Raw genomic sequence first — 24,154 nt, 5'->3', positions numbered from 1 at the left:
CTCTTTCCCGTTTTGGAACCAACACCCCCCCCCCCCCCCCCCCCCCCCCCCCCTCCCTCCCCCCCCCCCCCCCCCCCCACCCCCCCCCCCCCCTTCCCCCCCCCCCCCCCCAGGCCGGTGTCATGCGATCGGGGAACCGGTCAGAACGCGATCCGCACCTTCAGGGCGGAGCGGTCGTCCATCGCCCGGTAGCCGTCCGGGACGTCGTCCAGGCCGATCGTGCGGTCGAAGACCAGGCCGGGCTCGATGGCGCCGGAGAGCACGTCCGGCAGCAGCTCGGGGATGTAGGCGCGGGCCGGGGCGACGCCGCCGTTGAGCGAAACGTTTCGGCCGAACATCTGACCGATGTCGACGCCCGCGCTGCCGCCGTGCGGCACCCCGACATAGCCGACCGCGCCGCCGTCACGGGTGATGGAGACGGCGGTACGCATCGACTCCTCGGTGCCGACCGCCTCCAGCACGGCGTGCGCACCCTGACCGCCGGTCAGCTCCTTGACCGCCTCGATGGCGGCCTCACCGCGCTCGGCGACCACGTCGGTGGCCCCGAACCGGCGGGCCAGGTCGGTGCGGGCGGTGTGCCGGCCGAGCGCGATGATCCGGCCCGCGCCGAGCCGCTGCGCCGCCAGCACGCCGCACAGACCCACCGCGCCGTCGCCGACGACCGCCACGGTCGCGCCCGGCCGCACGCCCGCCGAGACGGCGGCGTGGTGCCCGGTGGCCATGACGTCGGAGAGGGCGAGCAGGCTGGGCAGCAGCTTCTCGTCGCCCGCCGCGTCCTTGGGCAGGGCCACCAGCGTGCCGTCGGCGAACGGGACGCGCACCGCCTCGCCCTGGCCGCCGTCCGAGCCGACCTGGCCCCAGAAGCCGCCGTGCGGGCAGGAGGTCTGCAGGCCCTCGCGGCAGAAGTCACAGCTGCCGTCCGACCAGACGAACGGCGCCACCACCAGGTCGCCCCGCTTGAAACCGCTCACCTCGGCGCCGGTCTCCTCGACCACGCCGAGGAACTCGTGCCCGATCCGCTGCCCGGCCACCCGGGCGGCGACACCCCGGTACGCCCACAGGTCGCTGCCGCAGATGCAGGCGTTCACCACACGGACCACGGCGTCGGTCGGGTGCTGGATCACCGGGTCCGGCACGGACTCGATCCGGATGTCGTGGGGGCCGTGGATCACGGTGGCGCGCATGAGGGTTCGTCCTTCGGGAAATCGGCTGCGCGGGGGTGTTGGGCAGCCAGGGGATATTCGACTGGGTGTACGACGAATACGCTGCCCACTCTATTCCGGCCCGCCGAACCGCTCACTCCGGGCGGCCTTCGCCACATTTCGGCCGGTCCCCACCGCCACGGCGCTTATTCTGTTTGACCATGCATGCGATCCAGCCCGAGACGTCCGGCGCGCCGCGGGCCGTCCCCGTCCCCGCCCAGCGCTCCGCCGCCCCCTCCGAGGGCTTCGCGGTGGTGGACGTCGAGACCACCGGCCTCGGCCGTTCGGACCGCGTGATCTCGGCGGGCGTCTACCAGCTGGACGCCGAGGGCGAGGTCACCGACCACTGGTACACCCTGGTCAACCCCGAGCGCGACCCCGGCCCGGTCTGGATCCACGGCCTCACCCACGCGGTGCTGGCGGGTGCGCCGACCTTCCCGGAGATCGCCGACGAGTTCGCCGAGCGGCTGCGCGGCCGGGTCCTGGTCGCCCACAACGCGCTCTTCGACTGGAACATGATCTCCCGCGAGTTCTCCCGGGCCGGCCGGCACGCCCCGGTCGACCAGCGGATCTGCACCATGGTGCTCTCCCGTGACCTGCGACTGCCGCTGGCCAACGGCAAGCTGGCCTCGCTCGCCGCGTACTTCGGCGTCCAGCAGCGCCAGGCGCACAACGCCCTGGACGACGCCCGGGTGCTCGCCGAGGCGTTCCGCCCCAGCCTCCACCTGGCCCGTAGCGGCGGCGTCCCGCTGCCGCTGCAGAACTGCGTCGCCGTCACCGACCTCGGCGAGGACGAGCCCGTCTCCGCCGCCCGCAGCTCGTGGACGGGCTCCTCCTACCGCCAGGCGAAGAAGCGCCCGCCGTGCCCGTACCCGAACCCCGGGCGCTGGGAGGACGGCAAGCCGCTGGTGCAGGGCATGCGGGTGGCGTTCACCGGCGACACCGCGACCGACCGCGAGGTGCTGGAGGACCGCGCCGTCGAGGCCGGCCTGCACATCGCCGGCTCGGTGAGCCGGCTCACCAGCCTGCTGGTCACCAACGAGCCCGGCAGTTGGAGCGGCAAGGCCCGCAGGGCCCGCGAGGTCGGCACCCCGGTGGTCGGCGAGGACGCCTTCCTCCAACTGCTGCGCGAGGTCGCCCCGCACCCCGGTGCGTGATCCGGTTGTGAGGTGGGCGTACCGTGCCCGTGTGTACCGTTTTCTCCTCTCCCGGCGCTGGCTGATCACCCTGCTGATCGCCCTCCTGCTGGTCCCCACCACCATCAAGCTGGGGTTCTGGCAGTTGCACCGCCACGAGGCGCGGGTGGCCCGCAACGAGCTGATCGCCGCGTCGCTCACCGCGTCGCCGGTCCCGTACGACACGCTGTCGGCCACGCCCGGCTTCGCCGTGCCGAAGGGCCTGACCTGGCGGGCGGTGACGGCCGTCGGGGAGTACGACCCGGCGCACGAGTTCGTGGTCCGCAAGCGGACCGGCGCCGGCGGGGACAAGATCGGGTACTTCGTGATCACTCCGCTGAAGCTCTCCGACGGAAAGGGCACCGTCCTGGTCAACCGGGGCTGGGTGGCGTCCGGCGACTCCGCCACCGCCTACCCGCCGGTGCCGGCCACCCCGGCCGGCGAGGTCACCCTCACCGGCCGGATGCGCGCCGACGAGACCTCGGCCGGCAGCGGCATCCGTGACCGGGGCGGCCTGCCGGACCGGCAGTTCAACCTGATCAGCACCGAGCAGCAGGCCAAGGAGACCGGCGCCACCCTGCTCGGCGGCTACCTGGAGCTCACCGCCACCGCCCCGGCCCCGGCCGACCAGCCCGAGCTGCTGCCCGAGCCCAACCACTCCGACATCGGCCCGCACATGGCGTACGCGATCCAGTGGTGGCTGTTCACCGCGATGATCCCGGTCGGGATCTGGGTGATGGTCCGCCGCGAGGCCAGGGACCGTCGCAAGGAGGCCGCCGAGGCCGAGGTGGCGCCGGAGGCCGTGCCGGCGTAGCACCGCCCTGCCGGTCGTTACAGGACGTCCTCCAGCTCGCGCAGCAGCCGGGCCTTGGCCCGGGCGCCGACCACGGCCCTCACCGGCTCGCCGCCCCGGAACACCATCAGCGTGGGCATCGACAGCACGCCGTACGCGGCTTGCGTCTGCGGGTTGTGGTCCACGTCGAGGCTGACCACCGTGAGCCGGTGCGCCTCCTCCCGCGCGATGTCCGCCAGTACCGGCACCATCTGGCGGCACGGCGGGCACCAGTCCGCCGTGAAGTCCACCAGCACCGGCCCCTCGGCCGCCAGCACCTCGGCGGCGAACGTCTCGTCCGTGACCGCCGGCACGCCCGTGATCTGCACCATCTACCGCTCCTCCCACTCGATCGCCAACTCGCACTGCGGCGCCCGGCCGCCGGCCTCCGCCGCCAGCTCGTCACGGGCCTGCTCGGCCCGGGCGAACTGCTCGGCCACCTGCGTACGGACGTCCTGCAACCGGCCGATGCACTCGTCGAGCTCGGCCAGCTTGCGCCGGTAGACCTCCAGCGAGGCCGGGCAGGAGTCCCCCTCCGGGTGGCCCGCCTGGAGGCACTCCACGAACGGGCGGGTCTCCTCCAGCCCGAACCCGAAGTCCTGCAGGGTGCGGATCTGCCGGATCAGCCGCAGATCGTCCTCGCCGTACGCGCGGTAGCCGTTGCCGGCCCGCCGCGCGGGCAGCAGCCCGAGCTGCTCGTAGTACCGCAGCGCCCGGGTGGTCGTCCCCGCCCGCTGCGCCAACTCGCCGATCCGCATCACCGCACCCGCCCTTCCGGCCGCTTCCGAACGCCGCCCGGAACGACGGTAGACCTTGACGCGGACGTCAAGGCCAGCGCGGCGGGCCTTCGGTCCCGTCGACTTCCGGCCGCCGGGGTATCGATCCGGCCACGCCTGGGCCGTCGCGGCCGCTCCCGCCCCCGCAGCTACCCCGGCCGCCCCCGTACCCGGCAGGATGGGAGCCATGGATCTTGGACTGAAGGACAAGGTGTACGTGGTCACCGGCGCCACCCGGGGCCTCGGCTTCGCGGCCGCCCGGGAGCTGGCCGCCGACGGTGCCCGGGTGCTGGTCAGCGGCCGGAGCAAGGAGTCCGTGGACGCCGCCGTCGCCGCACTCGACGCCCTCGGCGGCCCCGGTGCCGCACACGGCCTGATCGCCGACAACTCCGACCCGGCAACCGCCGACCACCTGGTCACCACGGCCGTCGAGCGCTTCGGCCGGCTGGACGGCGTGCTGATCAGCGTCGGCGGCCCGCAGGCCGGCCCGGTGTCGACCGTCCCCGAGGAGGCCTGGCGCGGCGCTTTCGAGTCGGTCTTCCTGGGCGCCCTGCGGATCGCCCGCGCCGCGGCCGGCGTGCTCGGCGAGGGCGGTGTGATCGGCTTCGTACTCTCCGGCTCGGTCCGTGAGCCGATCCCGAGCCTCGGCATCTCCAACGGGCTGCGGCCCGGCCTGGCAATGGCCGCCAAGTCGCTCGCCGACGAGCTCGGTCCGCGCGGCATCCGGGTCGTCGGGCTGCTCCCGGCCCGGATCGACACCGACCGGGTGCGCGAGCTGGACGCCCTCAGCGGCGACGCCGCCGCCGCTCGCGCCCGCCACAACGCCGCCATCCCGCTCGGCCGCTACGGCACGGCCGAGGAGTTCGGCAAGGCCGCCGCCTTCCTGCTCTCCCCCGCCGCCTCCTACCTGACCGGCGTGATGCTCCCGGTCGACGGCGGCGCCCTGCGCGGCCTCTGACCTGCGGGTCTACTGGACCCGCGGGTGCTTGCGCCGGCCGCCGCGCCTCGTCGTGGCGGCCGGCTTCGCCGCCACCACCCGGATCCGCAGGTCGGCGGGCAGCTCGGCGAGGCCGAGGCTGGTCCGGGCATCGCTGCGCGGGCCGGTCTCGAAGTGCTCGACCAGGGCCGCCGGATCACCGCCGGGGGTCAGCCGCACGGCGGCGCGCAGCCGCGGGTGCCGGGGGCCCCGGACCAGCCCGACGCCAGCCCGCTCGACCTCCGGGAGCGCCACCGTGCCGGTCTCCAGGGCCTCCTCCAGCGCCCGGCTGCGCAGCCGCAGCCGCAGCCCCGACACCCCGGGCGTGGCGACGGCGACGGTGGCCGGGCCGCTGCGCCGCAGCTGCGCGAAGAGCCACCCGGCCGCACCGGCCACCACGATCGTCAGCCCGGAGATCACGGTGGGCCACCACCAGGACTGCTCCACCCAGCGGGTCCGCGAGCCGACGCTGACCACCGGCTGGTCCGGCGAGGTGAGCGGCCACCAGCTCGGCGGGTCCACCCCCAGCCGCCCGTACAGGTCGAGGCCGCCGGCCAGCACCAGCACCCCGGCGGCGAGCAGCACCAGCCCGGCCATGCCGAGCAGCACCCGGTTGACGGTGGACCGACTCATCCTGCCCCTCCTGCCCCGGGCACACCGGGGTTCTCCGGCCCGGCCGTCGCCCCGCCGCGGCGTGCCCGGCCGCGCCTGGTCCGCACGTCGAGCCGGAGCGGCCGGGCCAGGGTGACCCGCGCCAGCTCCTCCCGCAGCTGCCGCTGGACGAAGGCCGGGTCGGCCGGTCCGTCGACGATGACCTTCACCCGGCGGCGGTTGATCCGTACGGTGAGGCGCTCGATGCCAGGCAGGCCGGCGGCCCGGTCGGTCAGCAGGATGGCCACGCCGGCCCGGTCGATGGCGGCGGCGGTGTCCCCGTGCGGGCGCAGCGGCAGCCAGCGGCGCAGCCCGGGGGCGAAGGCGAGCCAGAGCAGCCAGGCGCCGAGCAGGGTGGCGACCCCGGCGCCGAGCAGGACCCAGGGGTCGTCCAGGTGTCGGGTGGCCAGTTCGTCGGCGATCTCGGCGCGCCAGCGGCGGGCGGCGTGGCCGGTGCGCACGGCGATCACGTCGTAGAGCAGCGCCCCGCCGAGCACCAGCGCCGCGATGGCGACGACCACCGCGGCGGACGTCCGCGGGGCCCGCAGCCGGGGCACCTTCACCGCCTCGGGCTCGGGCGGTTCGCCCGGCTGCTCCGACGGCAGGGTTTCCGGCAGGTGGTCGGTCATGCCGCTCCCCTCGACACCAGTTTCTCGACGACGACCACCACCTCGCTGACGCGGGTCCCGGTCAGCCCGCCGATCTGGGCGGCGATCCGGTCACGGACGGCGCGGGCGAGCGCGGCGAGGTCGGCGGGGAAGGGCAGGTCGACGGCGACCCGGACGAGGACGGTGGAGCCCGGCGTGGAGACCGACACCTTCGGCGGGCCGCCGTGGTCGGCCCGGCCGCGCCAGGCGTCGGCGAGCGCCTCGCGGGCGGCCCGGGCGGCGATCCGGGCGTAGACCCGGTCGGCGATGCGGAGCCGGCCGCGGGCGCCGGGCTCACGCCGGGGGACTCCGGAGACGGGGGTGGCGAGGGCCGCCATCAACGGCGCCGGTCGCGGCCGCGCAGCAGGTCGCCGAGGTCACCGAGTTCGATGTCGCCCTCCAGCAGCCGCCCGACCACGAAGCCGACCACGCCCAACGCGGCCACCAGCAGGAACGCCGCGAACCCGCCGAAATAGCCGGCGAAGCCGAGGGCCATTCCCACCACCAGGCCGACGATGGCCAGGTTCATCCGCTCCACCTCGTCTTCCGCTGCTTCCCCGCCGCGCGGGCTGCCCCGACTCCGTTACTTCAGCTTGGGCCGCTGACCGGAGGAGACGGTCTCCTCTTCCTCCTCCTCGACGTCCGGCTCGTCGGGCAGGTGGACGTCGTTGACCGCGATGTTGACCTCGACGACCTCCAGGCCGGTCATCCGCTCGACCGCGTCGATGATGTTCTCCCGTACCTGGCGGGCCAGTTCGGGGATGACCACGCCGTACTCGACGACCAGCGCGATGTCGATGGCGGTCTGCTTCTCCCCGACCTCTGCCTTGATGCCGCGCCCGATGCTGGACCTGCCGCCGGGCACCCGGTCGCGCATCGCGCCGAAGGTGCGGGAGAGGCCCGAGCCGAGGGCGTGGATGCCGGAGACCTCGCGGGCGGCCATGCCGGCGATCTTCTCGACCACGCCGACGGCCAGCGCGGTGCGGCCGCGGTCGCCGAGCGGCTTGTTGCTGTCACTGCTGGACGGCGTTGCGGCAGCGACAGCGGCAGCGGGGTTCTTGTGCATGGTGGCGGGCGTCGGAGTGTCAGGCATGGGCGCTTCTCCCGTCGTACGGCTCCAGCTATATCGCAAATCGCTCCAACTCTGGCATTTCGCCACGATTCCCGCCCCTGGAGCGCCTCCCCGCGGGGGCCGGGAACGCCGAAGGCCCGGCTCACGGGGTGCCCCCGTGAGCCGGGCCTTCGGCGCAGGAGCGGCGGTCAGTCGCCGATACCGGCCAGGTCGCGCAGCCGGCGGGCCTGCGCCACCCGTTCGGCCGAACGCTGCTCGTCGTAGGAGCGGCCGGCCGCACCCTGGAGCAGCGCCTTGGTCTCGATGACGGCGCTGCGCGGTGCGGCCAGCAGTGCGGCGGCGAGGTCACGGGCGGCGCCGTCGAGCTCCGTGCCGGGGACGGCCAGGTTGGCCAGGCCGATGGCGGCGGCCTCCTCGGCGCCCACCCAGCGGCCGGTGGCGCAGATCTCCAGCGCCCGGGCGTAGCCGACCAGTTCGGTGAGCGGCTTGGTACCGGCCAGGTCGGGCACGAGGCCGAGCGAGGTCTCCTTCATGGAGAACTGGACGTCCTCGGCGACGACGCGAAGGTCGCAGCCGAGGGCGAGCTGGAAGCCGGCGCCGACGGCGTGGCCCTGGACGGCCGCGATGGTGACCAGGTCGGGGCGCCGCCACCAGCTGAAGGCCTCCTGGTAGGAGGCGATGGTGTCGTCGAGGTCCTTGTCCTCGGCGGCGGCCAGCTGGAGGAAGGTGCGCTCGCCGGGGATGCCCTCGGCGGTGAACATCGCGCGGTCCAGGCCGGCCGAGAAGGAGACGCCCTCGGCGCGGAGCAGCACCACCCGGACACCGCCCGGCAGTTGGCGGCCGGCGGCGGTCAGGGCGCGCCACATCGCGGGAGACTGGGCGTTGCGCCGCTGGGGCTGACAGAGGGTGACGACGGCGAGCTCGCCGTCGATCTCCAGGCGGACGCCGTCCTGCTCCCAGCTCGGGGCCTGCGGGTCGGTGGCGGGGGCGGTCATGCGGGGACCTCCGGTGGCGAGGGACTTGGCTACCGGAGAGTAACAAACCTGGGCGCGCAGCGGCAGGGCGACGGCGCACGCCGTTACGGAAGGGATGGCAGCGCCGGACCGCGGCGCGGGCGGGCATGACGATCGGCGGCCGGTTCGCACGGGCCGGGGGCGAACGACCAACAGTCGTCTCCCCGGTCGGCGCCCTGCCGCCGAGTCATCCGCCGATGGACTGACGGACCGTCAGGAGCTGGCTCCAGCAGTAGCTTTGTTCTTGCCCCGCGTGGCACCACCGCGGCCCCGGAGGATCACTCCGGACTCGCTCAGCATCCGGTGCACGAAGCCGTACGAGCGACCGGTCTCCTCCGCGAGAGCGCGAATGCTCGCCCCGGAGTCGTACTTCTTCTTGAGATCGGCCGCGAGCTTCTCACGCGCGGCACCGGTCACCCGGCTGCCCTTTTTCAGAGTCTCGGCCACCCGTGCCTCCTCGTAGCGTTGCTCGGTCAGATTCCCATGATCACCCATCCACAGCGTCCTGGCCACCCATTCGGCAAGGTCGATGTCGGGAATGCGTGGTCCACCGGTGGTGATCCGAGCGCACAAGGGCGCTCACGCAGAGTGCGCGCCCCCGGGCGGATTGCGCCGTCCGGCGCGAAAGGGCTGATCAGCAGCGTCGGCCCGACCACGATCGAGTGGCGGGCCGACGGAAGCTCCTTAAACGGAATCCAGGACCTCTTCATTCCCGGACACGCCGTAAGGACTAGTTTTTCTGGTCCAAAGAGGGGACCAAGCGTCTACTTCAGGTCAGGCGAGCGAGACCAGATCGGCGTACGCCGGGCTCCAGAGGTCCTCCACACCGTCCGGCAGCAGGATGATCCGCTCCGGCTGGAGCGCGTCGACCGCGCCCTCGTCGTGGGTGACCAGCACGACCGCGCCGCTGAACTCGCGCAGCGCGCCGAGGATCTCCTCGCGGCTGGCCGGGTCGAGGTTGTTGGTCGGCTCGTCGAGCAGCAGCACGTTGGCGCTGGAGACCACCAGCGAGGCCAGCGCGAGACGGGTCTTCTCACCGCCGGAGAGCACCCCGGCCGGCTTGTCGACGTCGTCGCCGGAGAACAGGAACGAGCCGAGGATCTTGCGGATCTGCACCAGGTCGGTGTCGGGGGCCGAGGAGCGCATGTTCTCCAGCACCGAGCGCTCCGGGTCCAGGGTCTCGTGCTCCTGGGCGTAGTAGCCGATCTTCAGACCGTGGCCCGGGATCACCTCGCCGGTGTCGGGCTGCTCCACCCCGGCCAGCATCCGCAGCAGGGTGGTCTTGCCGGCGCCGTTGAGCCCGAGGATGACGACCCGAGAGCCCCGGTCGATGGCCAGGCCCACGTCGGTGAAGATCTCCAGCGAGCCGTAGGACTTGGAGAGCCCGCTGGCGGTCAGCGGGGTCTTGCCGCAGGGGGCCGGGTCCGGGAAGCGCAGCTTGGCGACCTTGTCGCTCTGCCGGACCTGCTCCAGCCCGGAGAGCAGCTTCTCGGCGCGGCGGGCCATGTTCTGCGCGGCCACCGTCTTGGTGGCCTTGGCCCGCATCTTGTCGGCCTGCGAGTTGAGGGTCGCGGCCTTCTTCTCGGCGTTGGCCCGCTCGCGCTTGCGGCGCTTCTCGTCGTCCTCGCGCTGCTGCTGGTACTGCTTCCAGCCCATGTTGTAGACGTCGATCGCGGAGCGGTTGGCGTCCAGGTAGAAGACCTTGTTGACGACCGTCTCGACCAGGTCGACGTCGTGCGAGATGACGATGAAGCCGCCCTTGTACGTCTTCAGGAAGTCCCGCAGCCAGGCGATCGAGTCGGCGTCGAGGTGGTTGGTGGGCTCGTCGAGCAGCAGCACGTCGGAGTCGGAGAAGAGGATCCGGGCCAGCTCGACGCGGCGGCGCTGACCACCGGAGAGGGTGTGCAGCTGCTGCCCCAGGATGCGGTCCGGCAGGCCCAGCGCGGCGGCGATGGTGGCGGCCTCGGCCTCGGCGGCGTACCCGCCCTTGGTGAGGAACTCGGTCTCCAGGCGCGCGTACTTCTTCATCGCGTTTTCCTGGGTGGCGCCCTTGCCGTTGGCCATCCGGTCCTCGTTCTCGCGCATCTTCTTCAGCACGGTGTCGAGGCCGCGGGCGGAGAGGATGCGGTCCTTGGCGAGGACGTCGAGGTCGCCGGTGCGAGGGTCCTGCGGGAGGTAGCCGACCTCGCCGGAGCGGGTCACGGTGCCCCCGGCCGGCTGGCCCTCGCCGGCCAGGACCTTGGTGAGCGTGGTCTTCCCGGCGCCGTTGCGCCCGACCAGGCCGATCCGGTCGCCGGGGGCGACCTTGAAGCTCGCGGACTCGATCAGGACCCGGGCACCGGCGCGCAGCTCAAGGGCGTTGGCGGAAATCATGGCTGGGAACTACTCCTGGGACGTGGGCGGGCACCTGGGCGGGGCACAGGGCCTGGGCAGCGGAAGGGGGCGTCGTCGGTGGACCGGCAGACCGCTCGGGGCGGCGCCGCTCGCCCGCTAGTGCCCGGAGAGAACAGCCATGACGGCAAGTCTACCGGGCCCCGCGCGGAGGCCCGGAGAATTACCTGCCCGGGGTACCGGCCGGGCCCCGGCTACGGCTGGGAGGTCGCCTCCGGGGCCGCGCAGGTGCCCTGCGGGCGGACGGCTGCGAACGGCTCGGACGGGCTGCCGCAGGCCGACTCGGGGGCGGCGGCCTGGGTGTCGAACACCTTGGGGCCGACGATCGGGCCGTCCGAGATCAGCACCCGGCGGCCGTCCAGGGCCTTCAGCGAGACCGCCGGACCGGCGTTCAGCACCCAGCCGGTGCTGTCCAGCCGGTAGCCGTTGATGCCGCCGGAGACCGGCTGGCCGCTGCTGTTGGTACAGGTGCGCGGGACCAGCACCGCGAAGTCCGTGCCGACCGTGCGCATCGGGTCGTAGACGCAGTTGCCGGCCGGCTTGGAGTTGTAGCGCAGGTCGCCGTCGGCGTCCCGGAAACCCATCGTCAGGTTCGGTGTGACCACCGCCACCCAGGGCGCGGACTGCTGGACGGTGTGCAGGGCCGCGGCGGCGCGCTCCGTCGCCAGCTGCTTGCGCTGCTCGTCCGTGCGCTTGTCGGCGCCCGGCTCGCCGTCGCCGCGCAGCCAGTCGGCCAGGCCGGGGACGGCGCGGTGCCAGCGCACCTCGTGGTCGCCGGGCCGTACCGAGGTGACCAGGCCGTCGTCCCAGACCACCACGGCGCTTTCGCCCGCCATCGACAGGTAGAGCGCGGTCGCGCCCTCGCGGCGGTAGGACCAGGCGTGTTCGCCGGTGGAGCGGTTGTACGCCTCCAGGCCGGGGCCCACCTTCAGCTCCAGGTCGGCCGCGCTCAGCGACTGCGCGTTGACCGGGCTCGCGTCCGCTCCGCCCGGCTCGGCCACCCGGTCCCCGAACGGCACGGGCTTGTTGGCGTGCGCGGCCGCTCCCGCCACAAGGACCAGCAGCACAGCCAGGGCAGGGAGGATCGATCGGGGGGTGAGGACACGCAGCGGCTTCCAGGACACTGGCGGAGCGTACCTTTCAGCACCCACACGAGTCAGCCGGACTTTCCCGCGCGTCCGAACGGTGGAACGAAGACCGCCCGGATCCCGGACCTCCCCCGGACCCGCCCGCCGACCTGCGCCGTCGGGCCCGCCACCGCCCCGGACGGCCCTCCGCGGTAGGGCTCCCGGGGCCGCGCGGACTGTTACAGAGGTGATACACGGCACGTTGCGGCAGTCGGCGTTCGAATATCGCCCACTTTAGGGTGACATTCGGCTTTTCCGACGCCGGCTGGGCCTACTGTCTGCAAGCGGGGCACCACAGTCCGTCGATCCGGCCCCGCTCTGCGACGCCCGGAGGAAAAAACCATGCGATACGGCCGCCTGACGCTGGCCGGCGCCGCCCTGCTGCTGCTGACCACCGCCGGCGTCCCGGCCGGGACGCCGCTCAGCCAGACCGAACGGCACAGCCTCTCCTCCGACGCCGTCCAGCCGCGCGGCGCGGCACCCCGGCCGGTCGTCCAGCGGCCGCAGCACGAGCCCCCGTTCGGCGCCTTCGTCGGCTCCTGGGACAACTACATCCCGCAGCTCGGCCGGTACGCGCAATGGCTGAACAACGCCAACATGCAGGTCGGCCACACCTACCTGGCCGGGAACGGCTGGGCCGACATCGAGGGCGAGCCGGTGGTGCTCGGCCTGTGGTCGCAGTGGCGGCTGGCCGACCCGTCCCGGATGCTCGTCCTCGGAGTGCCGATGCTGGTACCCAACGAGGGCAACGTGCCGGACGCCGAGGTGGCGAAGCTGCTCGCCCAGGGCGCGCGCGGGGACTTCGACCAGCACTTCCTCAGGCTCGCCCGTCGGCTGGTCGCGCTCGGCGGGGCGGACACCGTGCTCACCCTCGGCTGGGAGATGAACGGCGTCACCTACACCCACCGCTGCAAGCCCGACCCGGCCGCCTGGAAGACGTACTGGCGGCGGATCGTCTCGGTGATGCGCTCGGTGCCCGGGCAGCGGTTCCGCTTCGACTTCGCCCCGAACCGGGGGCTGGACGCCATCCCGTGGACCAAGTGCTACCCCGGCGACGACGTGGTCGACATCATCGGCATGGACAGCTACGACCAGCCGGCCGGCGCCACCTTCGACGACTACGTGCGCGAGCCGTACGGGCTGCAGGACCAGGTGGAGTTCGCGGCCAAGCGCGGCAAGCCGGTCTCGTACCCGGAGTGGGGGCTGTTCCGGAACGGCGACAACCCGGAGTTCGTCCAGCGGATGGTGGAGTGGATGCGAACCCACGACACCAGCTACCAGACCGTCACCGACTACTGCCCGCACGGGTTCTGGCAGTGCGACAAGAACCCGCGGTCCAGCGCCCGGTTCAAGAAGCTGATGACCGGGTCCAAGGGGGCACCGGCCACCGTGCCGCCGGCGGCCCCGGCGCCCGCTCCGACGATCACCCCGTCGGCCGCCCCGGCGCCGTCGGCCTCACCGTCGGTGTCACCGTCGGCCTCGTTCCCGGCCTCTCCGTCTGCGGCGGCGCCTCCCTCCGGGCTCCCCTCGCCGTCGCCCACGGCCTCGCCGAGCCCGTCGCCGAGCGGCGTGCCCGCCCGGCGCTGACCCGCCCGCCGGGGGCGGCGGCGAGGCCCGGCGGCCGGGCCCGGTCAGCTCCGGCGGCGGGCCAGCAGCGCCTCCTTGAGCCTCGGCAGACGGGTGTTCAGCACGTGCACCGCGACCTGCCGGGCCCGCACCGTACCGGCCCGGGCCGCGGCGGCCGGGGCCGGCCCGCGCGGGCCGAGGAGCAGCCGCTGGTTCGGCTGCCGGTCCGGCCGCCAGCGCTGCTTGTACGGCTCCTGGCCGCGCAGCAGGCCTATCACGGGGATCCCGGCCGCCACCGTCTCGTCCAGCGCCGCGCCGAACAGCAGTCCGGCGATGTCCAGCCGCTCGCGCAGCCTGGGGTGCGCGCCGTACAGGTAGAGGCCGCTGAAGGACGGGCAGAGCAGCAGCAGGTTGACCGCGACCAGCTCGCCGTCCAGCCGGAACTGGTGGACGGCGGCACGGCCGGTGGCGACCAGGCCGGTGGTGGACTCGGCGAGGTGGCGGGCGAACCGCTCGGTGCGGTGCTCCGCGGTGACGCCACGCTCCTGCCACTGCAGGAAGTGCAGCCGGAGCAGGCCCTCCAACGCCTCGGGCACCTCCTCCGGCGGCGTCGGGCGGACCTCGACGCCGACCTCGGCGATCTTGCGCAGCTTGACCCGGTTGCGCTGGGCGGTCTTGCCGGGCACCCGCTTGAGCAGCTGGTCCATCGGGACGGCCGGAAGGTACTGGCAGAGCGAGTCGGCGAACCGGCGCCGATGACCGCGCCAGTGCTCGAACACCCGCTGTACGGCCGCCTCCGGGTGCACCTCGCGCAGCTCCAGGCTGTGCCAGGGGCGGGTAAGCGGGAGGGCGGCGGCGAACTCGGCGGCGGCGCGGTCGGCGCAGTCGTCGTCGAGCAGGATGTCGGTGAAGTCGGCCAGCCCGTCGCCGAGGCCGGTCAGGCCGCCGAGCGGGCCGCCGCGCCGCTGGAACGCGCCCGCGCCGACCAGCCGGCCGTCCCGGCGGACCAGCACCACCAGCAGCTCGCCCGGGCGGCCGTACTGGCGCCACCAGGAGCGCTGCCAGACGGCGGCCTGGAAGAAGGTGGCCGTCCGGCAGCGGGTGGCCAGGTCGTCCCACTCCTCGGCGAGGACGTCGAGGGCGTCGTCCTCCCGGCGCAGCTCGGCCGTCCAGGTCGGTGCGGCGGGCCGGGTGGGGAGACCGGTAGCCGGGGCGGCCCCGGTGCTCATCGTCCGCTCCCGGCGGCGGCCTTCTCGTTCTTCCCGCTCTTGTCGGCCTGCCCGGCCTGCCCGGCCTGCCCGGCCTGCCCGGCCTTGCCTGCCGGGGCCTTGGCGGCGGCGGTCGCGGCCGGGGTCTCGTCCCGGGCCGCGGGCTCCTCGGTGCGCGGGCGCGGGGCGGCCGGCGCGGGCACGGCCGCCGGTGCGGGCCCGTCGCCACCCCGGCGGCGGGTCATCATCACCAGCGCGCCGATCAGCACACCGGCCGCGCCGCCGACCGCGACGTCCAGCTCGGCGGAGGGGGTGGTCGGCTTGTCCGGCTCGGCGGCCGGGGCCAGCGGGACCAGCCGCACGCCGGTCTCCTTGCTGCTGGCGTTGGCGAAGGCGACCAGCGAGCGGGCCACCGCCTCGGCGGCCTCGACGGCCTCTTGCGGCCGGCCGCCGGTACCGGTGATCTCGATCATCGGGGCGTCCGGGGAGGTGGTGCCGTGCACCAGGGCCTCCAGCTGGGTGCGGCTCCTGCCGGTCTCGGTGGCGGCCGCGGCGAGCACCTGCGGCTGGCCCGCCAGCCGGCCGTACGCCTGGGCGAAGTTGACCGCGGTGGCGTTCTCCCCCGGGTTCTGCGGCACGACGATCACATAGGAGTTGGCGGCGTACGAGGGGTGGGCCACCGCGGCGTACCCGGCGCCGCCGGCGGCGCCCAGCGGCACCGCGAGGACCACCGGCCACCAGCGGCGGGCCAGGCTGCGGGCGCTTCGGCGCGGTTCGGACATGGGGTGCTCCTTGGATATGAGGGCCGCCGGGCCGGCGGCGCGGCAATTCGGGGGTGGCCGGCGGCTCAAGCGGGGGCCAGGCGGTCGTAGAGGGCGCCGAGGTCGGCGGCCACCCGAGCGATGTCGTAGTGGCCGACGGCCGGAGGCCTGGGCAGCGGGTCGGTGCTGTGGTCGTTGAGGTGGCGCAGCTCGCCCAGCGCGGTCGCGTAGGCGGCGGCGTCGGAGGGGATCCGGCGGGCCTGCGGGGCGGCGGCGGGCGGCAGTTCGTCCAGCGCCGGGCAGGCGCTGTGGCGGACGGGCAGGCCGGCGGCGAGGCCCTCCAGGACGCCGAGGCCGAAGGTCTCCGCGGTCGAGGGTGCGGCCAGCACGTCGAGGGCGGTGAGGAGTTCGGGGACGTCGTCGCGCTCGCCGGTGAGCACCAGGTGGTCCCGGACGCCGAGCTCGGCGGCCCGCCGCTCCAGGGCGGCGCGCTCGGGGCCCTCGCCGACCAGGACGAGGCGCGCTGCCCCGTCCAGTTCGGCGAGCGCCTCCAGCAGGATGTGGAAGCGCTTGCCCGGGACCAGCCGGCCCACCCCACCGACCACCCAACTGTCGGGCGGGACGCCGAGTTCGGCGCGCAGCCGGGCGCGGGCGGCCGCCCGGTCGGCGTCCGGGCGGTGGTAGCGGGCGGTGTCGATGCCGTTGGGGATCAGCTCGATCCGGGCCGGCGGGACGCCCCAGGCGTGCAGGGTCTGGGCGACCTGCCGGGACACCGCGACGGTGGTGGTGCCGAGGCGTTCGGCGGCCAGGTAGAGGCCCTTGACCCCGCGGGTGACCGGGCGGCCCTCGATCACCCCGGCGTGCAGCGAGTGCTCGGTGGCCACCACGGCCCGGACCCCGGCGAGGCGGGCGGCGAGGCGCCCGTACAGGCAGGCCCGGTAGAGGTGGGTGTGCACCAGGTCGTACCGGCCGGTGCGGATCAGCCGGACCAGCCGGGGAAGTGCGCCGATGTCCCGGTTTCCGCGCATGGCGAGGTGGTGAACGGTGACGCCCTCGGCGCGCAGCGCGGCGGCCACCGTGCCGGGGTTGGTCAGCGCGACCACCTCGCAGTGCTGGTGCGCGGGCAGGTGCCGCAGCAGCAGCTGGAGCTGGCGCTCGGCGCCACCGGAGGCGAGGCCGGTGACGATGTGCAGCACTCTCACCGCCCGCCCTCCCCGCGGGAGGCCAGGCGGCTGCGGCGCAGCTCGGTGACGGTGTCGCGGAGCCGGTGCCGGCCGCGCTTGGCACGCAGCCGCCAGGCGCCGTCACGGTCGCCGACGTAGCAGCGGGGCAGCGCGTAGCGGCCGGTGAGCGGGGAGTGGGCGATGGCGCAGGCGTGGTCGTAGCCGGCGTCGCGGACGGCCTGGGTGGCACGCAGGTCGACGGCACCGTACGGGTAGCAGAACCCGGTTACCGGGCCGCCGACGACCTCCTCCAGGGCCCGGCGGCTCTCCCGGGTCTGGGTGGCGAGGACGTCGGCGGGCAGGCCGGGGAGGGACCGGTGGCCGAGGCCGTGCGAGCCGATCTCCCAGCCGGCGGCGGCGAGTTCGGTGACCTCCTGGACGGTGAGCAACTTCTTGCGCGGGCCCTCGGCGTCCCAGTCGTTGGCCCGGCCGAGCAGGTCGGCGACCACGTAGGCGGTGGCGGTGAAGCCGTACGCCTGCAGGATCGGTACGGCGTACCGGGCGAAGTCGGCGTAGCCGTCGTCGAAGGTGAGGCCGACCAGCTTCTCGTCCTTGCCCGCGGCCCGGGCGCGCATCAGCTCCCGGACCGAGACGCCGCGCCGGCCGCGCCGGTGCAGCCAGGCGATCTGCTCGGCAAACCGCTCGGGGCTGACGGTCAGCTGGTACGGGTCCTCCTCCTCGACGGCCACCGAGTGGTACATCAGGATCCACGGCGAGGAGCTCTGCCGGCCGGGCGGGGCGGCGACGGGGCGGCGGCTTCCGGGCAGCTGTGCTTGGGGACGGCGGACGCCGGTGCGCGGTGCGTCGGCGCGCGGGCCGGCTGCCGTCGGCGCGGCCGAGCGGCGAACGCCCGACAGGGCCGAACGGACGGAACCCCGTTCAACGTCCATGGGGAAGCTTCCCTTCATCGGCGACAGGTGGCGGGCACAGGGCCCGGACGGCGGCGAGAACCGGTCCGCGCACCTCGCGGGCACCGAGGCCGGTGCCGAGGGCGGCGAAGGCCAGCACCACGGTGAGGCCCCCGAGCAGCGTCGAGAGCAGGGGGTCGGTGGGGAACGCGGCCGCGGGGGTGCCGAGGGCGGCGGCACCCGCGGCGGCGGCCAGCAGCCGGGCGTGACCGCCGAGGACCAGCCGCAGGCGCAGCGCGATGCCGCGCAGGACCAGGCCGTGCAGCAGCAGCGCGGCGGTTGCGGTGATGCCGGCCGCGTTTCCGGCGGCCAGGCCGAGGGCGCCGAAGCGGGGCGTGCCGAGCAGGCCGACGGCGACGGTGACGACCAGACCGAGCACCATGGCGGCGGCCGGGTACCAGTCGAGCAGCCGGCGCCCGCCGTCGTCGCCGCCCGGGTCGCCGGCCCGACGGACCACCGGGCGGAGCGAGAAGTACGGGCGGATCATCACGCCGATCAGCGCCTGGGCGGGCAGGCCGAAGCTGTAGATCCGGATGACGGCGGCGGTGGCGGCGGTGTCCTGCGGGCCGAAGGCGCCGCGCTGGAAGAGCAGCGCGACCACCGAGGGGGCACAGGCGAGCAGGAAGGCGGTGCCGAGCAGGACGACGGCGGCGGCCTGGCCGAGATCCTTCTCGACCCGGTCGCGGGCGGCGGTGAGATCCCCGGCGGCGAGCGCCCGGGCGACCAGCGGGAACGTGACGGTGCAGATCAGGATCGCCGCCGTCATGGCCAGCTGGGAGACCTTCGCGGCGTAGTTGAGATGCGAGATGGTGCCTGGCGGCAGCGCGGAGCCGAGGAAGCGCTCGATGAAGACCTGCGCCTGCCTGGTCAGGGTGAACGCGGCCACCGGCAGCAGGGCGAGCGGGATCAGCACCAGCGCGTGGCGCGAGCGGCGGCCCTTGGCGGGGCGGCCGGTGCGCAGCCGGTGCAGGAACGGGCCGACCAGCAGGCCGGCCATCAGCAGGCTGCCGAGGGCGACGCCGATCGCGGCGGAGCGGACGCCCCAGAGCGCGTGGCAGCTGAGCAGCACGCCGAGGATGCCGAGGTTGTAGGCGACGTAGATGCCGGCCGGGGCGGTGAAGCAGTGGTGTGCCCGGAGCGCGGCGGCGAGGTAGCCGGCCACGCCGAACGGCAGCACGGTGAACGCGGTGATTTGGGTGCAGGTGACGGCGAGACCGGGGTTGGCCAGGCCGGGGGCGAGCAGGTCGACCAGCTGGTGGGCGCCGAGCGCGGCGCCGAGCGAGAGCGCGCTCAGGGCGAGCAGCAGCCAGGGCAGGGTGGCGCGGACAAGCTGGCGGACAGGGTCGGGGCCGTCGGGGTGTTCCTCGCGCAGCACCAGGGCGAGGGCGAAGGCGGGCACCATGAGGAAGGACATGGCGTCCTCGATCAGCAGCGGCGCGGCGGTCTCCGGCACCGTCCAGGCGACCAGGAAGGCGTCGGTGCCCTGGTTGGCGCCGAAGTAGCGGGCCAGCAGCAGGTCCCGGAGCAGGCCGAGGCCGGAGCCGACGGCACTGAGCACGGCGGTGACGCCGAAGGCCTTGGCGAGAAAGCCGCGCCGGGGGGCGGCGTGGGTCTCGGCCGCGGGGGCGGTCCGGGGGGCCGGCAGCGTGGGGGCGAGTGCGGCCGGCTGGTCGGTGGTCATCGGGCGGCGGCCTCCGGGGCGGCGGCACGGGCGGCGAGGCCGAGGACGACGGAGGTCAGCACGGTGGTGGTGCCACCGATGTCCGCGTAGAGGAAGTCGACCAGCACCCAGACCAGCAGGGCCAGGGCCGCGAGGCCGGGGCCGGCGGCGCGGCGCAGGCAGCCGAGGAGCAGGCCGAGGAAGAGGGTGGCGTAGGCGACGATCCCGACCAGGCCCTGTTCGCTGAGGACCAGGAAGTACATGTTGTGCGGGGAGAGCAGCGGTTCCCGCTGGAAGCCGATGGTGGCGTCGGCGGCGTCGCTGCCGGAGGAGAGCCGCAGCGGGGCGTGGCTGTCACGCAGCTGCTGGAAGGCCTTGGGGCCGGCGCCGCGGACCGGGTGGTCCTGCCAGATGCGTTCGGCGGTGGACCAGAGGTCGTAGCGGTCGGAGACCGACTGGTCGGGGGCGGCGGAGACGGAGCCGATCGAGGTGAGCCGGGCGGTGACGCCGGAGCCCCCGAGGCCGAGGCCGCCGACCAGCACCACGCCGGCGGCCAGGGCGAGGACGGCGCTGCGGACGGCGAGCCGGGCGTCGGCGCGCAGCAGCAGGACGACGGCGGCGGCGCCGGTGGCGATCCAGCTGCCGCGGCTGAAGGAGACGGCGAGCGGGAAGGCGAGGAAGGCGGCGGCCGCGTACATGGCGCGGCGCAGCCGGTGGTCGCCGCCGGGGCCTCGTTCGGCGAGGGCGAGGGCGAGGGCGGCGAGCAGGCCGTAGCTGACGACGGTGGACATCGCCATGATGTCGAGCGCGCCGAAGGTGCCGACGGCCCGGATCGGCTGGCCGGTGTAGGAGGCGCCGGTCCGGGTGAGGTACTGGTGGGCGCCGACCACGCCCTGGATCAGGGCGGCGGCCACGAAGGAGCCGAGGACCAGCCGCTGGTCGGTGCGGTCGCGCAGCGCGCAGAGCACGGCGGCGGGCACCAGGACGAAGACCTGGGTGAGCCGGACGAAGCCGGTGAGGCTGGTGGCCGGGTCGATCGAGCCGACGGTGGCGACGGCGGCGGCGACCACGATCGCGCCGAACCGGACGGCGGCGGTGCGGCCGATCGCGGGCGTGCGGCCGCGCAGCAGGCCGACGGCGGTGAGCGCGACCAGGGCGAGCGAGGCGAGGTCGGCCGCCGTGATGTGGACGGCGGCGGTGACGTCCTTCTCCCCGGTGGGGACGCAGACCAGCAGGACGGTGGCGGCGGCGAGGAGGCTGGGCCGTTCCAGGAGGGCCGTCCAGGCCCGGCGTAAGGCCCGGGCGGGTCGGGGGACGGCGGTGAGGGTGAGGGCCACGCTGGGTCAGCTCCCGTCCGGGTGGAGCATCAGGGCCGCCGTGCGGCACAGGATCTTGACGTCCTGCCAGAGGCTCCAGCTCTCGATGTAGCGGTTGTCGAAGCGGGCCCGGTCCTCGATCGAGGTGTCCCCGCGCAGGCCGTTGACCTGGGCGAGGCCGGTGAGGCCGACCGGGACGCGGTGGCGGTCCGCGTACTCGGGGTAGGCCTGGCTGAACCGCATGACGAAGTAGGGGCGCTCGGGGCGCGGGCCGACCAGGCTCATGTCGCCGCGCAGGACGTTCCACAGCTGCGGCAGCTCGTCGAGGGAGCTGCGGCGCATCAGCTTGCCGACGGCGCCCATCCGGTGGTCCTGGGCGATGTTCCAGCGGGTCGCGGACTCGTGCTCGTTGCTGGGGCGCAGGGTGCGGAACTTGAGGACGGTGAAGACCCGGCCGTCGAGCCCGGTGCGCTGCTGGCGGAAGAGGACGCCGGGGCCGGTGTCGAAGCGGACGGCGAGGGCGCAGAGCGCGAGCACGGGGGCGAGGGCGAGCAGGCCGAGGCCGGCGGCGGCGACGTCGAGGGCGCGCTTGGCGGCCCAGCCGGGGCGGCGCATCGCCGGGCGGCCGACCCGCAGGCAGGGGAAGCCCCAGAGGTGGTCGCCGCCGGTGTGCCGGCCGGTCTCCAGCGAGCCGTACTCGCGCAGCGCGGGCACCAGCCAGACCTGGCAGCCGAGCCGGGCGGCGTCGCGCAGGGCGGCGGCGGTCTCGGCTTCGTCGGCGGCGCCGGCGGTGGCGACCACGTGGTGGATCCGGTGTCGGCGGATCTCGCGCTCCAGCACCTCGCGCCCGCCCAGGACGGGCAGGTCGGTGTCGCCGGCCAGCAGCGGCGGGTCGGGGTCGAGGAAGCCGACCGGGCGCATCCCGTACTCGCCGCGCTCGCTGAGGGCGGCGGCGACCCGCCGGCCGAGTCGGCCGGCGCCGAGCACCAGGACGGGGCTGGGGCGGCTGCGGCGGATCCGGCGGACCAGGTGGTAGAGCAGGGCGCGGCCGCAGACGGCGAGCAGCAGTTGGATGCCGAGCAGGGCGGTCAGCCGGGTCGGGGTGGCGGGGCCGCAGTCGGGCCAGCGGCCGTCGAGGCAGCCGGCCAGGGTGACGGCGAAGGCGGTGGCGACCACGGCCCGGACGGTCAGCGCCGGGAGTTCGTCGAGGACGGAGAGGGTGAGCCGGGTGCGGTAGAGGCCGGCGGCCAGGTTGAGCACGAGCAGCAGCGGCAGCAGGGCGGCCACGCCGAGCAGCGGCGCGACCCGGACGGCCGGGTCGAGGGCGCGGTTGGCGATCCCGGTGGCGGTGCACAGCGCCAGGGCGTCGACCGCGGCCAGGGCGGCCGGCAGGGCGAGCCGGGAGCGGACCGGCCTGCGGTGGCGGCGGGTCGGCGGGGCGCTGCGGGTCTGGGCGGACCGGGCCGGGCGGTCGAGCAGCCCGGTGGCGGGCCGGCGCTGGCCGGAGAGGGGTCGGCCGGACAGGGGCCGGCCGGGCCGTGGCACGCTGTCGTGGTCAATGGTCATCAGCGCACGAACTCCCCTGCTGTGTGCCCGGGGTGACGGCCTCCCGGCACCGGTTGGCCCGGAGCGGCCGTCCCGGCCCGGTGGGCGCGGTCCTGACAGCACCTGCTGCCGCTGGCGGCTTTCGATTTTCTCGCAAATTCCCGGTGTGAAATCAAAACGATGCAGGCAAAATCAGACATTACCGACCGCGGACTGGAATGCTGGAAGTCGACTTGCCATTTCATTCCAGCCGCCCATTAATAGGTATTTCTGATTTCACGCCTCGCCCACAACCGGCTGAGGGTGCGAATACGACAGCGCCTGAGCGACCGGCATTCACGGCATGTGAAACGATCAGATCCGCTGCGGGACACGGGCACGGCGCCGTCCGGCCGCCGGCCCGGCCCCCAACAGATCCCGATAAAGGGCGTCCACCTGTTCGACCACCGATCGGACGTCATGGCGGGCCGCGGCATGGTCACGCAGGCGCGCACCGCGTCGCTCGCACTCGATCGGATCGGACAACGCTTCGGCCATTCGGGTGGCGAGCGCGACAACATCCTCCGACGGCACCACGGCCTGCTTCCGCTCGGCCGGCGGCAGGCATTCCCGGGCCCCGGGCACATCCGTCAGCAGCACCGGACGGCCCGCCGCCATCGCCTCCAACGGAGCCAGCGCCATCCCCTCCCAGCGCGAGGGCAGCACCACCAGGTCCGCCGCCGCCAGCCACGGCCGCGGATCCGGGACGTCCCCGGCCAGCCGCACCCGGGACGGCTCGGCGGACTCCCGCACGGTGTCGGCCAGACTGGTCTCGTCCGGGCCGCCGCCGACCAGCGCCAGCCGGGCCTGCGGCACCCGGCGCAGCACCTCGGGCCAGGCGGCGAGCAGCACGTCCTGACCCTTCTGCCGGCAGAGCCGGCCCAGACAGACCGCCAGCGGGGCGTCCAGGTCCAGGCCGAGCGCGATCCGGGCGGCCCGCCGCTCGGTCGGCGCGTAATGGCGGACGTCGACGCCGTTGGGCACCACCGCCCAGTCCGCGTGCAGGCCGGCCGCGACACCGTCGGCCCGCTCCTGAACGCTGACGCAGAGCAGCCGGTGCGCCCAGCGGGTCGCGTACCGCTCCCAGCGCAGGGTGGCCGCCGCCAGCGCGCCGTCGACGGCGGCGAACGACCAGGCGTGCGGCTGGAAGACGGTCGGCACCGCGCCCCGGATGGCCAGCCGGCCCGCCAGGCCGGCCTTGGCGCTGTGCAGATGGACCATGTCGGGCGCGGCGGCCCGGACGATCCGGCGCAGCCGCCACGCCTCGGCGGCGGTGGCGGGACCGGGCGAACGGCGGGCGGGCCAGTCGTGGACCAGCGCGCCGACCGCGGCGGCCTCCTCGGCCAGCCGGCCACCGCGCGGGCAGGCGACCAGCACCCGGTGGCCGGCCTCGCGCTGACCGCGGACCAGGTCGACGACGACGCGGGCGACTCCGCCGTCGACGGGCTGCGAAATGTGAAGGATCGTCATATGCACGGCGGCGAGCCTAGGGTGGCGCCGCCGCGCCGGGGGCCTGCCGTCACCCGCAGGTGGTGGTCGGCCACCCGTACGGCTTGGCGGTCGTACGGGTGGACGAACTCATCGAAGATCTGCCCGAGCCGGGCGCCGGGTCAGCGGACCTCGGCGGCCAGGTTGGCCAGCACCTGGTCGTGGATGCGGTTCAGGCCCTTCGGGGCGAAGGTCCGCTCGAAGAAGCCGCCGATGCCGCCCGCGCCCTGCCAGGTGGCCGAGACGGTGACCTTCGACCGGCCCTCGCCGACCGCGGAGACCGTCCAGGTGATCACCATGCTGGAGTTGGCGTCCTTCTCCACCAGCTGGTCCGGCGTCGGAGCCGAGACGGTGAACAGGCAGTCCCGGATCCGCTTCTCGGTGGCCTGGAGCTTCCAGTGCACCTGGGTGCCCGCACCGGTGCCGCCGACCCGGACCTCGTACTCGCTGTACTGCGCGGGCAGCAGCTTGGGGCGGGTCACCTGGTAGTCGGCCAGCGCCTCGTACACCCGCTCGGGGGCGGCGTCGTAGACCCGCTCGGTGGTGGCCTGCACCTGTCCCATGGTCCTGCTCTCCTT

The 24,154-nt window shown here is 74.5% G+C and carries 25 protein-coding genes; 4 read left to right on the top strand and 21 right to left on the bottom strand.

Annotated elements, in window-relative coordinates:
* Window positions 1-140 precede the first annotated feature (140 nt).
* The gene (locus ACZ6NC_RS14540) at window positions 141-1,184 is read right to left on the bottom strand and encodes a zinc-dependent alcohol dehydrogenase family protein (RefSeq protein ID WP_465732487.1); all 1,044 of its coding nucleotides are present in this window, start codon (window positions 1,182-1,184) and stop codon (window positions 141-143) included.
* Window positions 1,185-1,363: 179 nt separating this feature from the next.
* Between ACZ6NC_RS14540 and ACZ6NC_RS14535 the strand changes: the two genes are divergently transcribed.
* Entirely contained in the window at window positions 1,364-2,359 is a 996-nt protein-coding gene (locus tag ACZ6NC_RS14535) for a DEDDh family exonuclease (RefSeq protein WP_465732485.1), read from the top strand.
* 31 nt (window positions 2,360-2,390) lie between these two features.
* Entirely contained in the window at window positions 2,391-3,191 is an 801-nt protein-coding gene (locus ACZ6NC_RS14530) for an SURF1 family cytochrome oxidase biogenesis protein (RefSeq protein ID WP_465732483.1), read from the top strand.
* A 17-nt stretch (window positions 3,192-3,208) separates the two neighbouring features.
* Here ACZ6NC_RS14530 and trxA read toward each other — a convergent pair whose 3' ends face one another.
* Both trxA and ACZ6NC_RS14520 read right to left on the bottom strand, forming a co-directional pair.
* Entirely contained in the window at window positions 3,209-3,541 is a 333-nt protein-coding gene (gene trxA, locus ACZ6NC_RS14525; RefSeq protein WP_465732481.1) for a thioredoxin, read from the bottom strand.
* Window positions 3,542-3,967, bottom strand: a complete 426-nt coding sequence (locus tag ACZ6NC_RS14520; RefSeq protein ID WP_465732479.1) for a MerR family transcriptional regulator — start codon at window positions 3,965-3,967, stop codon at window positions 3,542-3,544.
* Window positions 3,968-4,172: 205 nt separating this feature from the next.
* Here ACZ6NC_RS14520 and ACZ6NC_RS14515 point away from each other — a divergent pair, with 205 nt between their 5' ends.
* A complete protein-coding gene (locus ACZ6NC_RS14515; RefSeq protein ID WP_465732477.1) occupies window positions 4,173-4,943 on the top strand; it encodes an SDR family oxidoreductase in 771 nt (256 codons plus the stop codon).
* A 9-nt stretch (window positions 4,944-4,952) separates the two neighbouring features.
* Here ACZ6NC_RS14515 and ACZ6NC_RS14510 read toward each other — a convergent pair whose 3' ends face one another.
* From ACZ6NC_RS14510 to ACZ6NC_RS14470, 9 genes are all read right to left on the bottom strand, one after another.
* Entirely contained in the window at window positions 4,953-5,594 is a 642-nt protein-coding gene (locus tag ACZ6NC_RS14510; protein ID WP_465732475.1) for an Asp23/Gls24 family envelope stress response protein, read from the bottom strand.
* Entirely contained in the window at window positions 5,591-6,241 is a 651-nt protein-coding gene (locus ACZ6NC_RS14505; protein WP_465732473.1) for a DUF6286 domain-containing protein, read from the bottom strand. The genes ACZ6NC_RS14510 and ACZ6NC_RS14505 overlap by 4 nt, the downstream gene beginning before the upstream one ends.
* Complete coding sequence (locus tag ACZ6NC_RS14500; protein ID WP_465732472.1) at window positions 6,238-6,597, bottom strand: hypothetical protein; 360 nt, start codon at window positions 6,595-6,597, stop codon at window positions 6,238-6,240. Before ACZ6NC_RS14500 ends, ACZ6NC_RS14505 begins: the two co-directional genes overlap by 4 nt.
* Window positions 6,597-6,788 (bottom strand): hypothetical protein, encoded by a 192-nt coding sequence (locus ACZ6NC_RS14495; RefSeq protein ID WP_392936213.1) that lies wholly within the window; start codon window positions 6,786-6,788, stop codon window positions 6,597-6,599. The genes ACZ6NC_RS14500 and ACZ6NC_RS14495 overlap by 1 nt, the downstream gene beginning before the upstream one ends.
* 54 nt (window positions 6,789-6,842) lie before the next feature.
* On the bottom strand, window positions 6,843-7,352 hold the full coding sequence (locus ACZ6NC_RS14490) for an Asp23/Gls24 family envelope stress response protein (protein WP_465732469.1): 510 nt from the start codon (window positions 7,350-7,352) through the stop codon (window positions 6,843-6,845).
* 167 nt (window positions 7,353-7,519) lie between these two features.
* On the bottom strand, window positions 7,520-8,326 hold the full coding sequence (locus ACZ6NC_RS14485) for an enoyl-CoA hydratase/isomerase family protein (RefSeq protein WP_465732467.1): 807 nt from the start codon (window positions 8,324-8,326) through the stop codon (window positions 7,520-7,522).
* A gap of 231 nt (window positions 8,327-8,557) precedes the next feature.
* Entirely contained in the window at window positions 8,558-8,791 is a 234-nt protein-coding gene (locus ACZ6NC_RS14480) for a helix-turn-helix domain-containing protein (RefSeq protein ID WP_049658450.1), read from the bottom strand.
* A gap of 327 nt (window positions 8,792-9,118) precedes the next feature.
* Window positions 9,119-10,717, bottom strand: a complete 1,599-nt coding sequence (gene abc-f / locus ACZ6NC_RS14475; protein ID WP_465732465.1) for a ribosomal protection-like ABC-F family protein — start codon at window positions 10,715-10,717, stop codon at window positions 9,119-9,121.
* A gap of 212 nt (window positions 10,718-10,929) precedes the next feature.
* Window positions 10,930-11,859 (bottom strand): hypothetical protein, encoded by a 930-nt coding sequence (locus ACZ6NC_RS14470; protein ID WP_465732463.1) that lies wholly within the window; start codon window positions 11,857-11,859, stop codon window positions 10,930-10,932.
* Between the two features lie 345 nt (window positions 11,860-12,204).
* Here ACZ6NC_RS14470 and ACZ6NC_RS14465 point away from each other — a divergent pair, with 345 nt between their 5' ends.
* Window positions 12,205-13,449: a glycoside hydrolase family 26 protein gene (locus ACZ6NC_RS14465; protein WP_465732461.1), complete on the top strand. Its 1,245-nt coding sequence runs from the start codon at window positions 12,205-12,207 to the stop codon at window positions 13,447-13,449.
* Window positions 13,450-13,493: 44 nt separating this feature from the next.
* On the opposite strand, the gene ACZ6NC_RS14460 is transcribed toward ACZ6NC_RS14465, so the two are convergent.
* The 9 genes from ACZ6NC_RS14460 to ACZ6NC_RS14420 all read right to left on the bottom strand — a co-directional run bounded on the left by ACZ6NC_RS14460 (window position 13,494) and on the right by ACZ6NC_RS14420 (window position 24,139).
* On the bottom strand, window positions 13,494-14,657 hold the full coding sequence (locus ACZ6NC_RS14460) for a GNAT family N-acetyltransferase (RefSeq protein WP_465732459.1): 1,164 nt from the start codon (window positions 14,655-14,657) through the stop codon (window positions 13,494-13,496).
* Window positions 14,654-15,418 carry a Wzz/FepE/Etk N-terminal domain-containing protein gene (locus tag ACZ6NC_RS14455; RefSeq protein WP_465732457.1) on the bottom strand — a complete coding sequence of 255 codons (765 nt, stop codon included), beginning with the start codon at window positions 15,416-15,418 and terminating at the stop codon, window positions 14,654-14,656. The genes ACZ6NC_RS14460 and ACZ6NC_RS14455 overlap by 4 nt, the downstream gene beginning before the upstream one ends.
* Before the next feature lie 65 nt (window positions 15,419-15,483).
* Entirely contained in the window at window positions 15,484-16,599 is a 1,116-nt protein-coding gene (locus tag ACZ6NC_RS14450) for a glycosyltransferase (RefSeq protein ID WP_465732455.1), read from the bottom strand.
* Window positions 16,596-17,510, bottom strand: coding sequence for a polysaccharide deacetylase family protein (locus ACZ6NC_RS14445; protein ID WP_465732453.1), 915 nt, complete (start codon window positions 17,508-17,510; stop codon window positions 16,596-16,598). Before ACZ6NC_RS14445 ends, ACZ6NC_RS14450 begins: the two co-directional genes overlap by 4 nt.
* Window positions 17,500-19,209 carry a lipid II flippase MurJ gene (locus ACZ6NC_RS14440; RefSeq protein WP_465732451.1) on the bottom strand — a complete coding sequence of 570 codons (1,710 nt, stop codon included), beginning with the start codon at window positions 19,207-19,209 and terminating at the stop codon, window positions 17,500-17,502. Before ACZ6NC_RS14440 ends, ACZ6NC_RS14445 begins: the two co-directional genes overlap by 11 nt.
* Window positions 19,206-20,525: an O-antigen ligase family protein gene (locus ACZ6NC_RS14435; RefSeq protein ID WP_465732449.1), complete on the bottom strand. Its 1,320-nt coding sequence runs from the start codon at window positions 20,523-20,525 to the stop codon at window positions 19,206-19,208. Before ACZ6NC_RS14435 ends, ACZ6NC_RS14440 begins: the two co-directional genes overlap by 4 nt.
* 6 nt (window positions 20,526-20,531) lie before the next feature.
* A complete protein-coding gene (locus tag ACZ6NC_RS14430; protein ID WP_465732447.1) occupies window positions 20,532-22,070 on the bottom strand; it encodes an exopolysaccharide biosynthesis polyprenyl glycosylphosphotransferase in 1,539 nt (512 codons plus the stop codon).
* Window positions 22,071-22,403: 333 nt separating this feature from the next.
* Window positions 22,404-23,558, bottom strand: a complete 1,155-nt coding sequence (locus ACZ6NC_RS14425) for a glycosyltransferase (protein WP_465732445.1) — start codon at window positions 23,556-23,558, stop codon at window positions 22,404-22,406.
* A gap of 140 nt (window positions 23,559-23,698) precedes the next feature.
* Window positions 23,699-24,139 (bottom strand): SRPBCC family protein, encoded by a 441-nt coding sequence (locus ACZ6NC_RS14420; RefSeq protein ID WP_465732443.1) that lies wholly within the window; start codon window positions 24,137-24,139, stop codon window positions 23,699-23,701.
* Between the last annotated feature and the right edge of the window lie 15 nt (window positions 24,140-24,154).

The organism is Kitasatospora sp. NPDC041988 (genome assembly GCF_055588525.1).
This window is presented reverse-complemented; position numbering and strand designations above follow the sequence as displayed.